Here is a 13,460-nt window from a genome sequence, read left to right on the forward strand (position 1 = left end):
TTTTAGTTTTTCTTTTTTTGATCTTTCTTTTTCTTTTTTCCTTTATAATAATCATATGTAAAATAGATACCTAAAAGGATAAGGAAATAAGGAAGATAATTGGTTTTTTCATTTAAAGGAGTATCAGTATTAGGAATTTTAAACATTCTATCCCATCGTATTTTTTTCTTAGCCGGATGTCCAAAAGGATCATTTTCAAATAAACCTTGTACACTCAACCATGTAAATATTGGAGTTCCTATAATATGATCTTCCGGAACATAACCGAAATATCTACTATCTAAGGAGTTATCTCTATTATCTCCCATCATCCAATAATAGTTCTGAAGAAAAGTATATTGATTTGTTTCTTTTCCATTAATATAAAATTTACCTCCTTCTTCCTTCAATTCATTATGCTCGTAATTTTTAATAATCCTTCTGTATTGATCTATATTTTCTTTTGTAAGCGTAATTGTTTCTCCTTTCGAAGGAATTGTTAAAGGACCATATTGGGAGCCATTCCAACCGCTGTTAAGTGGAAATACAGAATTAGTTGTATCGATTTTAGTTTTTGCAGCATCTCTATATACAAGTCCGGGCTCTCCTTTTTTCTGAAAGGCTAAAACTAGAGAATCAACAGTGTTAAGTTCTTTTAATTTTGCTGCATTTTCTTTAGTTAGACCTCTGAAAAAATAGATTCTTTTTCCAAATTCATCCTGACCTTCCTGATAGGTAGCATAACCAAACATCTCTTCTATTTTTTTAGAGCTTATTCCTGCTTCTGTTGTATAAACAAAATAATTTCTTTGTTGTTCTTCGTCTTTCTTTATTACTTCAGGTTTACCATTTACAAATAAATTACCATCTTCCAACTTTATTATATCCCCCGGCAATCCCACACATCTTTTTACGTAAGGGTCTTTACGATCAATAGCTGTATGTAACGAATCTGTAGGGTAATTAAATACCACTATATCTCCTCTTTTAACATGAGTCCACCCAGGTAATCTCATATAAGGTAGTCTGATTTGATCTACATAAGAATTTGTTTGCTTTTGTGGCTGCTGACTATCACCTATAGGAATTTTGTTTTGAAGAAACGGAAGTGCAACCGGAGTCATAGGAATTCTTATTCCGTAATTCATTTTACTTACAAATAAAAAGTCACCTACCAAAAGAGTTCTTTCCATAGATGCTGTTGGTATAGTAAACGGCTGAATAATAAATGCATGAATTATTGTTGCAAAAACGACAGCAAATAAAACCGCTGAAATGAATGTTTCTTTCCTTTCTTCTTTTCCTGTATATTTAGTTTGAGGGGAATAGTTTATATAACCTAAAAATATTACTGAAAGAAATAATACTAAAAGTGCATCTGTATTGGTTCTTCTATTAAAGTGTCTGATAAAATCAACCAATATGACCGCACACATGATAGGTCCCACGATAGGTATAAAAACTATAAATATCCACCACCAGGGACGGTGTATAATCTGTAGAGTTATTACGATATTATAAAATGGGATTAGTGATTGCCAGGCCTTTTTTCCTGCTTTTTGAAATAATTTCCACGTAGTTGCAAAATATAACAGGTTTGAAACTACAGCGAATAATAAATAATATTGTAATAAATGCATGTAATATCCTTTTAAGGTTTAATTATTGGTTGTTTATGTTTGGATTATTTAAATCCTAATACGTCTTTCATGGTAAAAATACCATTTTTTCCGATAAGCCACTGTGCAGCTAAAATAGCTCCTGAAGCAAAACCTTTTCTTGAATGTGCCACATGTTTAATTTCAATTTCATCGACTTCAGAACTATAAGTAACTGTATGAGTTCCCGGCACATCCTGTAATCTTTTAGCTTCAATTCCTAATTTATTATTTTCAGTTTTATAGGATAAATTCCATCCATCAAAACCATAAACGGGAATAATTTCTTCTGCAACAGTGATAGCCGTTCCACTGGGTGCATCCTTTTTTTGAGTATGATGTATTTCTTCTAAATGAACGGAATATTCCTGATGTTTTTGCATAATTTCAGCTACTTTTTTATTTATTTCAAAAAATAAATTAACACCTAAACTGTAATTAGAAGCATATATAAATGCTCCATTTTGTTTTTTACAAAATTCTTCAGCTTTAGCTAGTTGATCCAGCCAGGCTGTAGTTCCGCATACAACAGGAATTCCAATTTCCAGACAAGCCATTACGTTATCAAAAGCCGTGGCTGGTGTTGAAAATTCTATAGCTACTTCTGCTCCGTTTAAATTATCCTTAGTTGGTTTTTCTTCTAACTTTGCAACTATATGATGTCCTTGGGAGGTAGCTATCTCATCTATAGCTTTTCCCATTTTTCCGTAACCTACTAATGCTATTTTCATAAAATAATTGTTTTTAAAATGTAAAACTAAACGATAATCCTAATTTCTGGTTCGCAACTATCGAATTAGGATCTTCAATTATGATAGGTTTTACAGCTAAATCTTTATCTTTATCAAATATTGACAAGTGAGCATCTACTGCCGCATCTACAATATTTAACAGATAGGCTAAAGCTGTTAATACCACTGCATAATCCCTATATCTTCTTTCTGAATCTTCAGCATTTGCTAATACTTGAGGAGTAATTCCCTGTATACCTGAAAATTCATGTGTCTGTCCGTTAAGTTCTGCTAAATAAGCTCTGTGATATTTTTTATATCGGTTATCGTAATACTTAATAAATCCAATCCCAGTTCCTATAATTCCCAAAACAAGAGGAGCTTTAATATATTTTTTATTATAAAACTGCCCTAAACCAGGTAAAATGGCTGAATAAAGAGAAGCTTTGAGCGGACTTCTGGTTAAAGAAAGTGCAACTGAATCGGCAACTATCTGGGGTACTGTATTTGAAATGACTATAGAATCGTTATTACCCAGTAAATGATCTTCATTAGTTTTCTCATTTTGAGCTGAAAGCATACAGCTAAAAATAAGTATAAAAATATATGTGAATGTTTTTTTTATCATTCTAATAATTTCTGAATTCTATCGAATTCATCAGATGATTCAAAATTGATGATAATTTTACCTTTACCTTTTTTATCAGCTTTTATTTCTACTCCTGTTTCAAAATAGTCCTCAAAGCTTTTTAATCCTTTTTTTAAATAGTTCGGTAATTCTTTTTCTTTCTTTTCTTTTTTATCTTTAGGATTTTTAAAAGTTCGTATGAAGCTCTCGGTTTGCCTTACAGATAATTGTTCTCTGACTATTTTTTCATAAACAAATAATTGTTGTTCTGTATCTTCTAATGAAATTAAAGCTCTTCCGTGGCCCATAGAAATAATACCATCTCTGATTCCCGTTTGTATAATTGGAGATAGTTTTAGTAGACGCAAATAATTGGTAATGGTACTTCTGTCTTTTCCTACTCTATTACTTAAATTTTCCTGTGTAATATGAATTTCTTCAATTAATTTTTCGAAGGATAATGCAACCTCAATAGGATCTAAATCTTTTCTCTGAATATTTTCAACTAAAGCCATTTCGAGAAGCTCCTGATCGTTAGCCAACCTTACAAAAGCAGGTAATTTTTCTAATCCTGCAATTCGGGAAGCTCGATATCTTCTTTCTCCGGAAATCAAATCGAATTTGTCTTCGTTTTTTCTTACAGTAATAGGCTGTATTAGGCCTAACTGTTTGATTGAAGCTGCTAATTCTTCTAAAGCTTTAGGATCAAAATTAGTACGAGGCTGGTTGGGATTAGTTATAATATCATCTAATGATATTTCTACTATGTTACCTACCAGTTCTTCAGCTCCTTGCTCTTCTGCCGAATTAACTTTTACCGTATTTTCACTTAATATTGCAGATAGTCCTCTGCCCATTGCTCTTTTTTTTGCTGAAGCCATGCTATTACTTTACTTCTACTTTATTCTTGTTTAAAACTTCTTCTGCCAATAATATATAGTTTATCGCTCCTTTGCTCTCAGCATCATATTTTAGTATTGATTCTCCAAAACTAGGAGCTTCACTTAATCTTACATTTCTTTGAATTAAAGTGTCAAAAACCATTTCGGGAAAATGTGTTTTTACTTCTTCAACCACTTGATTAGATAATCTTAATCTTGGATCATACATGGTTAATAATAATCCTTCAATTGTTAACTCAGGATTATGTAATTTCTGAACACTGTTAATTGTATTCAATAATTTACCAAGTCCTTCCAAGGCAAAATATTCACATTGAATGGGTATAATCACAGAATCAGCGGCTGTAAGTGCATTAAGAGTTATTAAACCTAAAGACGGAGCACAATCTATAATAATAAAATCATAGTCCGATTTCAGATCTTTTAATGCTTCTTTTAACATATATTCTCTGTTATCTTTATCTACCAGCTCGATTTCAGCAGCAACCAAATCAATATGTGCAGGTATCAATACAACATTGGGAGAAGTGGTTGGCTGAATTGTATCTTTAGCTAAAGCACTATGCTCAAGAACTTCGTAAGTGCCTATTTCAACTTCTTCAACGTTAACTCCTAAACCTGAACTGGCATTGGCCTGAGGATCTGCATCAATAAGCAGAACTTTCTTTTCCAGTACACCAATTGCTGCCGCCAGATTAACTGCAGTGGTTGTTTTACCAACACCTCCTTTTTGATTCGCAATTGCAATAATTTTTCCCATCGGTCTATAAAATTTCAAGGTGTAAAAATACAATTTAAAAACGGTATTTTAGGAAAAAAATTATTAACATTAACAGTATTAACAATCCTTTAGGGTAAATGAATGCAGCTTATATTTCTAATATATAGGAATCTTACATAGATGACTTGTTTATAATTGATTCATAAAAATAATAAAACCATCATTTTATATTATTGCTTCCCGATTATATTTTTAAATTTGAGGCAAATTCGAATTTAATTATGAATATAACCCTATTATTAATTATCATTTTTGCCTATTTTATTGTTTTATTAGGGGTAGCTTACTATACTTCCAGAAATTCCGACAATCAATCATTTTTTATAGGAAACCGAAAAAGTAGTTGGTGGTTAGTGGCTTTTGGTATGATAGGCACAAGTTTAAGCGGTGTGACTTTTATTTCCGTTCCCGGAACTGTGGGCAAAGTAGGTACCAGCTATGCTTTCGGAGGTTTTGAATACTTTCAGTTGATTTTAGGGAATTTTATCGGATACGTAATCGTAGCCATGATTCTTCTGCCTTTGTATTATAAAATGAACCTAACTTCTATATATACATATTTAAGTAAAAGGTTTAATTCGGAAGCACATAAAACCGGTTCTGCATTTTTTATTATTTCCAGAGCCATAGGTGCAACTGCAAGATTATATCTCGTGATAAATGTTCTTGACATTTTTCTTTTAAAAAGTTTGGGAGTTCCGTTCTGGGCTACTACGGTATTAATTCTGTTAATGATTCTATTATATACTTTCGAGGGAGGAGTTAAAACAATTGTCTTTACCGATACACTTCAGACTTCTTTTATGCTTATAAGTCTTATTGCCTGCATACTGTTTGTAATGAAAAGCCTGAATTTAGATTTTATTCAGGCAATTGATTCGTTAAATGCTGAAGGCTATTTACACACATTTAATTTTGACTATCATTCGGGGTCATTTTTTTTAAAACATATTTTGGGAGGAATGTTCATCACTATAGCTATGACAGGATTAGATCAGGAAATGATGCAGAAAAACATATCTGTAAAAAATCTTAGGGACAGTAAAAAAAACATGCTCACTTTTGCTACTGTACTATTACTTGTTAATTTCTTATTTTTATTTATGGGAGGGCTTCTGTATTTATATGCTATGAATCATGGGGCTGAATATGAGGTTTATAGTAATGGTGACGTTATAAAAAATATATTTGGATTTAGCGATTCATCAGGTACGATAAAAAATATTATGGGAGATAATTTATTTCCTACCTTATCTTTAGGAGGATATTTCCCTCAATTGTTATCTATAATTTTTATTATAGGTTTGGTTTCTGCTCTTTTTCCATCTGCTGACGGAGCATTAACTTCTCTGACATCTTCTTTTTGTGTCGATATTCTAGGATTACCAAAAAAACAAAACCTTACAGAAAAGAAAAAGAAAATGATAAGAATCAGAATTCATTTGATTTTTACTTTTATTTTTCTTTTATTGATATTGGTGTTTAAGAAAATTAATAATGAATCTATAGTTTACATTATTATGGATTTAGCAGGTTTTACCTACGGTCCTTTATTAGGTCTTTTTGCCTTTGGAATTTTTACAAAAAAATCCCTCCCAAAAAACGGAATGATATTTACCGTTTGTTTAATTGCTCCTATTATTAGCTATTTAAGCAGAATGCTTATTTCTAAACTAGGATATGGAATCGGATTAGAATTAATTATCCTTAATAGTGGATTAACTTTCCTTGGATTATTACTTATATCGCAGAACAAAAACAAAATAAAGATATGAAAACATTAGAAAAGAGAACAGATATTATTTTAGAGTCATCTATAGATACAACTGATAAACTTCAAAAGATTTGTCAGCTTTTATATGATGAAATTGATTATTATAACTGGGTAGGTTTTTATTTTAAAAATGGTGATAAAGACGAGTTGAAACTGGGACCTTATGTCGGAGCTGCTACAGATCATATCATTATTCCCTTCGGAAAAGGTATTTGTGGACAGGTAGCAGTATCAAATGAAACCTTTATGGTTCAGGATGTGAATGAACAGGACAATTATTTATCCTGTAGTATTGATACTAAATCTGAAATCGTAGTACCTATTTTCAAAAATGGTAATAATATTGGTCAAATAGACATCGACAGTCACAAAATAAATCCATTTTCTATAGATGATAAAACTTTCCTTGAAAACCTTTGTAAAAAATTAGGCTTATTGCTTTAATTTTAGAATTTAGTTAAATTTAGTTAAAATATTAAACCTTTTCTTAGTTGCACTGTCAATAGTGCAAATGAAAAATAATAAAGTTATGAAAAAGGTATTAATAGTAAGCGCTTTTGTTTTAGCTTCCGGTGTAGCATTTTCTCAAACAAGTAAAAATGTAGAAGATCCTATCAAAAGAGAAGAAAGAGCTAAAGATCTTAAAGATAAAATGGCAAAAGAACTTAATTTGTCAGAAAATCAGATTAAACAAATCAATGCAATTGACGATAAATATAAGTCTCAGGAAGAATCTCTCCATGCACAGGCAGAAGCTATTCATGAAAAAAGAAAAAAGCTGAGAGAGGATAAAAAAGCTGAAATTGATAAAATTTTTACCGAAGAACAAAGACTTAAATTAAAAGACATGAAGGATAAGTATCATGGTAAAAAGATGCATCATAGCGACAGCAGAAAAGGTAGCTCTAAAAGAAAATAGTCTAATTTATTACCTAATAAAAAATCCGGATATTCTCCGGATTTTTTATTGGTATATTTTTTCTTAAGCAAATTTTTGCATATCAATCAGGTTTTTATAGGTGCCGTTTTTCTCAAGTAATTCCTGATGTGTTCCTTGTTCTATAACTTTTCCTCTTTCCATTACAACGATTAGGTCAGCATTAATAATTGTTGATAAACGGTGAGCTATTACTAATGATGTACGGTTTGTCATAAGATTGTCTAAAGCTTCTTGTACTAAACGTTCACTCTGAGTGTCTAAAGCAGAAGTTGCTTCATCCAATATCATTACCGGAGGATTTTTCAGAATGGCTCTTGCTATGGCTATCCTTTGTTTTTGTCCTCCAGATAATTTAGCTCCACCTTCTCCAATGGAAGTGTCAAACCCTTCAGGCTGTCTTTCAATAAATTCTAATGCATTAGCCACTCTTGCAGCATTCATAACATCATCCATAGATGCATTAGGATTACTTAATTTTATGTTATTAGCTATTGTATCATGAAATAAAATAGATTCCTGAGTAACCATACCTAAAAGCTTTCGATAACTTTTAAGGTTCAAATCTCTTAAATCATGTCCATCAATCAATATTTTACCTCCAGAAACATCGTAAAAACGAGCTAATAAATTAGCTAAAGTAGTTTTTCCACCCCCACTCTGTCCTACAATGGCAACGGTTTTTCCGATAGGTATATTAATCGTAACATCTTGTAAAACCGGTTGTTTTTCTTCATATTGAAATTCAACATTTTGGAAAGTAATACCCTGTTTAATTTCTGTTAATTCTACCGGATTTTCAGGTTCATATATTTGAACGCTTGTTTCAAGAGTTTCAACCAATCTGTCAGTAGATGCACTACCTTTATGTAAATTAGTTAAAGAAGTAGAAAGGGTTTTTGCCGGTTCCAGTAATTGAAAAAACAAAGCTATATAAATAAGAAAAGAAGATAAATCCATTCCTTTTCCTTCAAGAATCAGTGTACCTCCATACCATGTAATAACAATCATTGCTACCGAACCTAAAAATTCTGATGAAGGTGATGCCAATTCATACTTTTTCATCATATTTATAGATAGTTTTCGTAAGTACAGCACGCTATTCATAAACCGCTGTCTCATGGATTCTTCAGCATTGAATATCTTAATTACCTTTCCTCCGTTTAATGTTTCATCAATGATAGATAAAACATTTCCTGATTCATTGAGTCCTCTACGAGCATCTTTTTTTAAGCTTTTACCTATGGATGAAATAATCCATGCCATAAATGGTAAAACCACCAACGCAATGATAGTCAATGATGGACTTATTATAAGTAAAGAGGCTAAAGTTATAAGAATAGAAAACGGAGTTCTAAATAGTTCCAAAATTGCATTTAAAATATTTCCTTCTACCTCTCCTACGTCTCCGGAAAGCCTAATCATAATATCTCCTTTTTTTCTCTCTGTAAAAAAAGAAACCGGTAAAGCCAGAATTTTATCAAACATAGCCAGACGGAGATCTTTTGAAACTCCACTACGTAATAGAACTATAAAATACTGGGCAATGTATCTGAAAACATTACGTAATAAAAATAAACAAACTACCGCTATACACAAATAGGTCAGAAACGTTTTAGCTCCTACCTGTTCTATATTATGTTGAAGATATAAATAAAATTCATATTTAAGCCGTGTAAACCATCCCGACCAACCGTCTGTTATTTGTTCCTGCACATGGGCAAGTGTTTCTTGTTGTTTTACACTTCCTCCCAAAAGCATGTCTAAAATAGGCATAATGGAAAGAACGGAAACTACAGAAAATAAAGAATATAAAATATTAAAAAAAACCCCTGAGAAAAAGTATTTCTTGTAGGGATAAGCAAATTGTTTAAGAATTTTTTTAAGTGAACTCATATGATGTAATAAGCTTACAAAGGTAATTAATTTTTTTTGTTAATTTAAAAACTAGCCTGTATACCTATATGCACTTTTGAATCTGAAAAGTTGACCGGTTCTGAATCATGTTTACCAACAGCATAATTAAGAGAAAATATACCAAAACGTGTTAAAAAATTAATTCCGATTCCGGTTCCTAATAAAAAAGGATGAGAATTTCTGTATTTATTTTCGGTCCAGGCTACATCGGCAAAAACTGTAAAAAACATTTCTTCAAAAGGAACATATCTATACTCTAAAGAAGCAGCCAGATAAGCATTTGCATATATAGATTGTTCATTAAAACCTCTTATGCTCTTTAGTCCTCCCAATCTATATAATTCATTAATTGTTAATGTATCAGATAATAATGTTGCAGCATCAACTCTGGATTTTATATAATGAGAAGATGAAAGTTTAAAGAGTTTTTCTATTTTAGCAGATAATTCATACTCAGTTAGATTGTTTTGGTTTTCCGGAATATTCCTAAAAATACTTCCTTTTATTGCATACAAATTTTTATTTCCCAGCAGGGAAAGATTACTTTTTTCCAAATATTGATAGGTTAATCCTAATCCTGACTTTGAAAAGTTGCTGTTATTGGTATCTGAATTTAAAACATATCTAGAATTTTCAAAACTTCCCTCTACTCCTATTCTTTGGTTATAAGAATATTGATAGTATAAGTGCTCTTTAAGTTTTATATTAGCAAATGTACTGTCTTGCTTGAAAATGTTTAGTTGAGTTTCCGTACCTAATTTTGTTTTAAATAAATAGGGTACATGAACCTGAAAATCAAAGTTCTGAGATTTTTCCGGCGTGGATAACCAGTTTAAATTTATGGTTTCAAATGAATTAAATATATTACCCAATGACAAACGTATCTGCCCGTTAAGCTTAAGTTTTCCGTTCTGATCGTTTCCAAAACCTAAAATTCCATCAAAAGAACTCGCTTTTTTCTTTTTTAAATATAAATATATAGCTGTCGAATCGGGTGTAAATAATACTTGAGGATTTTTATCTTCCAGAATAAAATTTGATGCTTTTAATTTATCCGATATTTCTTTAAGCCTTGAATCTTCATAAGGCTTACCTATAAAATCATATTCCAATTCTTTTTTTATTCCTTTCGGGAGATTTGTATACCCAGCAATAACAAAAGAATTAATTATTCTTTTATTGTTTAAATCAACAGAAACTGTAGCTTCAACCGGTAGCTTTGAAAAATTAAAATCTGTTGTAATCTGATTAAATGCATACCCTTTTTTAAGGTAGTAATAATGTATTATATTTACTAAAGAATCTACGTTTGAAGTAGAATAATCATGTTTTAAATGTACCGCCAACTGAGAAAGAGAATCAAGTTTTACAAGAACTTTTTTATAAAATACTCCTCTGGTAATATATATATTTACATCTTTCTCCCCTTGTTTTACTGAATCTATTTTCAAGGTATAAAACCCTTGATTTACAAGTGAATCAAGTACAGAATTAATTTTTTTAGGTTGTGCTGATATCTTGAACCATAACTGCTTTTCAGTATAAAAATTTAATTTTTTATTCTGTTCCTGAGCAGATACTAACACAACAGACAATAAAAAAACTATATGAAACAGATATTTAACATTCATATACAGTCTGTTAAAAGAAGAATAATTTAAGATATTAATTACAAATTTATAATTTATTATTAAGATTAATGCAAATACTCATTACTGTTGTTCTCAATATAAGTGATTGGAAATAATTACAAATATTTTAATGCTTAGAGTTTTGTTCAGATTAATTTTTTGAGTTTAAAAATTGTTTATTTACTTTCTTCCATTTTTCTGGATATTTATTTAAATAACTTTGGTGATATGATAACGGAAACAACATAGATGTTTTATCTTTACTTTTAAAATTAGTATAAATTCTCTCTGATTCATTTACAGGTATTCTTGGATCCCTGCCTCCATAAAGAAATAAAACAGGTATTTCGATTTTTTTTGCATATTCATCCGGATTCATTTCAAAAGCGTTAAAACCGTTAACTACTCCTCCCCAGAAGGTAACTAAATACGAAAGAGTCTTTCCTACATAAGGTATTTTCATTCGAACTTTAACAGCATCAATCATTTTACCGTACGGAGCTTCCAGAATAATACCTTTTACATTTAAATGATAATCATGCTGTGCTTTGATTATGGCTGCTGCACCCATTGAAAAACCTGCCAAAAATATATTTTCTTCATTAAGATCATTACGTGCATATTCATACGCTTGTCTGACATTTTCCGCTTCTTTATATCCAATGGTACACTGATTACCGGATGAATTACCGGCACCATTAAAATCGACTAACAAAACACTATATCCCAAATCTTCATAAACGTAGGCTCGATCCAGCATTGTTGATTTCTCTGCACGAAAACCGTGAAAAAGTAAGATAATGCCTTTAGATTTTTTTTCTGGTGATAATAGCCAGGCTTCTAAAAACTTGTCTTTTCCCAACTTAATTTTTTTTACTTCATAACTTTTTTCCGGTAAAATATCAGAACTGGGTTTAGGTATATCAATTCCCTTTATCAATGTTTTAAAATCCAACTTTAAATTACTTCCGGAAGTTTGTTTTTCAACAAAATGAGTAAGGCTATATGCTTGTAAAGCTAAAAAAACATTAATAATTAAAAACAGGGATAGTATTATTATAATAAAGAACTTTAACCATCTATTTTTTATCATGAATCCAAATATATATATTAATTAAATAAAAAAACTTTAAGCCGTTTTAAATTCAAACTATGTTATGAATTGTATTAATAATAATTTAACTCTAATATCTGTTAAAAATTATTAATTTCGTGTATTAAATTTAAGATATAATTTTATGGATCTTCAAGACCAGTTAAAAAAACTTTTTCCTGAGCATGAATTTCAGGAAGAAGAACAACAATCATCTGAAGAACATTCTTTGTTTTTACAGGACGAACCTATAGTGTGTAAATATGAAAAAAAGGGAAGAAACGGGAAACCTGTAACTATTCTTGAAAATTACAACGGTTCCGATGAAGATTTAAAAATGCTTGCAAAAGATATAAAATCGAAATTAGGTGTAGGCGGTTCTGTTAAAGATGATACGATTGTAATCCAGGGAAATTTCAGAGATAAAATAATGGAACTCTTAAAAGAGAAAGGTTTTTCTGTGAAGCGGGTCGGCGGTTAAACCGAATTCAGAAAAAATATAAATTTTAGTTCTTAATTCAAACCACATGCAAAATGACACAAAAATTAGCAAATTCAGAATTAATTCTTAATCCAGAAGGTAAAGTATATCATTGTAATTTAAAACCTGAAGAGCTTGCAGATACTATTATATTAGTCGGAGATCCGGATAGAGTTCCTAAAGTATCAAACTACTTCGACACCATTGAAGTTGCTTCTCAAAAACGTGAAATAGTTTCACATACCGGTACGTACAAAGGTAAAAGACTTACTGTAATTTCTACAGGAATGGGAACAGATAATATTGACATTGTTCTTAACGAACTTGATGCTTTAGCAAATATAGATTTTGAAAATAAAGAAATCAAATCAACTCCTACCCAGCTCACTTTCGTACGATTAGGAACCTCAGGATCTTTACAAGCAGATATACCTGTAGATAGTATAGTTGCTTCTGCTAAAGGTTTGGGGTTTGACGGGTTAATGAGCTTTTATAATCATACTGAGAGCTTTTATTCAGATCAAATGATTGAGGAATTTGTCAATCAGACTCAGTGGAATTCTAAAAGAGCACTACCTTACCTTGTAGATTGTTCCGAAGATTTGTTACATCATATAACAAAAGACTCATCCATTTATCAGGGAATTACAGCAACAGCGATAGGATTTTACGGACCTCAGGGAAGAATTTTGAGGTTGGATCTGGATGATCAGGCTATGAATGAAAAACTTGCAAATTTTCATTATCAACATCATAGAATCACAAATTTTGAAATGGAAACATCTGCCATATATGGCTTATCCAAGCTTATGGGGCATAAAGCTTTATCATTAAATACCATAATAGCCAATCGTGCTTCAGGTACATTCAGTACTGATCCGTACGCTGCTATAGATTCAATGATAACATTTGCCCTTGACAGACTTAGTAAATTTTAATCTTATCTTT

At 31.0% G+C, this 13,460-nt stretch carries 13 protein-coding genes; 5 read left to right on the forward strand and 8 right to left on the reverse strand.

Annotation, left to right across the window (positions count from 1 at the left end; translation table 11 throughout):
• Nucleotides 1–2: 2 nt before the first annotated feature.
• The 5 genes from lepB to EQ921_RS08410 are packed head-to-tail and all read right to left on the reverse strand — an operon-like array spanning nt 3 to nt 4,658.
• Nucleotides 3–1,619, reverse strand: coding sequence for a signal peptidase I (gene lepB, locus EQ921_RS08390; RefSeq protein WP_128331311.1), 1,617 nt, complete (start codon nt 1,617–1,619; stop codon nt 3–5).
• 44 nt (nt 1,620–1,663) lie between these two features.
• On the reverse strand, nt 1,664–2,368 hold the full coding sequence (gene dapB / locus EQ921_RS08395) for a 4-hydroxy-tetrahydrodipicolinate reductase (protein ID WP_128152672.1): 705 nt from the start codon (nt 2,366–2,368) through the stop codon (nt 1,664–1,666).
• A gap of 13 nt (nt 2,369–2,381) precedes the next feature.
• A complete protein-coding gene (locus EQ921_RS08400) occupies nt 2,382–2,996 on the reverse strand; it encodes a DUF5683 domain-containing protein (RefSeq protein WP_128331312.1) in 615 nt (204 codons plus the stop codon).
• On the reverse strand, nt 2,993–3,877 hold the full coding sequence (locus tag EQ921_RS08405; protein ID WP_128152670.1) for a ParB/RepB/Spo0J family partition protein: 885 nt from the start codon (nt 3,875–3,877) through the stop codon (nt 2,993–2,995). The genes EQ921_RS08400 and EQ921_RS08405 overlap by 4 nt, the downstream gene beginning before the upstream one ends.
• 4 nt (nt 3,878–3,881) lie before the next feature.
• Complete coding sequence (locus EQ921_RS08410) at nt 3,882–4,658, reverse strand: ParA family protein (RefSeq protein ID WP_128152669.1); 777 nt, start codon at nt 4,656–4,658, stop codon at nt 3,882–3,884.
• A 242-nt stretch (nt 4,659–4,900) separates the two neighbouring features.
• Between EQ921_RS08410 and EQ921_RS08415 the strand changes: the two genes are divergently transcribed.
• The 3 genes from EQ921_RS08415 to EQ921_RS08425 all read left to right on the forward strand — a co-directional run bounded on the left by EQ921_RS08415 (nt 4,901) and on the right by EQ921_RS08425 (nt 7,372).
• Complete coding sequence (locus tag EQ921_RS08415) at nt 4,901–6,454, forward strand: sodium:solute symporter (protein ID WP_128331313.1); 1,554 nt, start codon at nt 4,901–4,903, stop codon at nt 6,452–6,454.
• Nucleotides 6,451–6,897, forward strand: a complete 447-nt coding sequence (locus EQ921_RS08420; RefSeq protein WP_128331314.1) for a GAF domain-containing protein — start codon at nt 6,451–6,453, stop codon at nt 6,895–6,897. The genes EQ921_RS08415 and EQ921_RS08420 overlap by 4 nt, the downstream gene beginning before the upstream one ends.
• A gap of 85 nt (nt 6,898–6,982) precedes the next feature.
• On the forward strand, nt 6,983–7,372 hold the full coding sequence (locus EQ921_RS08425; protein ID WP_128331315.1) for a Spy/CpxP family protein refolding chaperone: 390 nt from the start codon (nt 6,983–6,985) through the stop codon (nt 7,370–7,372).
• Between the two features lie 63 nt (nt 7,373–7,435).
• Here EQ921_RS08425 and EQ921_RS08430 read toward each other — a convergent pair whose 3' ends face one another.
• From EQ921_RS08430 to EQ921_RS08440, 3 genes are all read right to left on the reverse strand, one after another.
• Complete coding sequence (locus EQ921_RS08430) at nt 7,436–9,286, reverse strand: ABC transporter ATP-binding protein (protein WP_128331316.1); 1,851 nt, start codon at nt 9,284–9,286, stop codon at nt 7,436–7,438.
• A gap of 44 nt (nt 9,287–9,330) precedes the next feature.
• The gene (locus EQ921_RS08435) at nt 9,331–10,938 is read right to left on the reverse strand and encodes a BamA/TamA family outer membrane protein (protein WP_128331317.1); all 1,608 of its coding nucleotides are present in this window, start codon (nt 10,936–10,938) and stop codon (nt 9,331–9,333) included.
• A 151-nt stretch (nt 10,939–11,089) separates the two neighbouring features.
• Nucleotides 11,090–12,031, reverse strand: coding sequence for a S9 family peptidase (locus EQ921_RS08440; protein ID WP_128331318.1), 942 nt, complete (start codon nt 12,029–12,031; stop codon nt 11,090–11,092).
• 145 nt (nt 12,032–12,176) lie between these two features.
• On the opposite strand from EQ921_RS08440, the gene EQ921_RS08445 reads away from it, so the two are divergent.
• Together EQ921_RS08445 and EQ921_RS08450 are read left to right on the forward strand one after the other, a co-directional pair.
• The gene (locus EQ921_RS08445; protein WP_128331319.1) at nt 12,177–12,512 is read left to right on the forward strand and encodes a translation initiation factor; all 336 of its coding nucleotides are present in this window, start codon (nt 12,177–12,179) and stop codon (nt 12,510–12,512) included.
• Nucleotides 12,513–12,565: 53 nt separating this feature from the next.
• On the forward strand, nt 12,566–13,450 hold the full coding sequence (locus EQ921_RS08450; protein WP_128331320.1) for a nucleoside phosphorylase: 885 nt from the start codon (nt 12,566–12,568) through the stop codon (nt 13,448–13,450).
• Nucleotides 13,451–13,460: the final 10 nt, after the last annotated feature.

The sequence above is a fragment of the Apibacter sp. HY039 genome, assembly GCF_004023655.1.
GTDB classification, from domain to species: domain Bacteria; phylum Bacteroidota; class Bacteroidia; order Flavobacteriales; family Weeksellaceae; genus Apibacter; species Apibacter raozihei.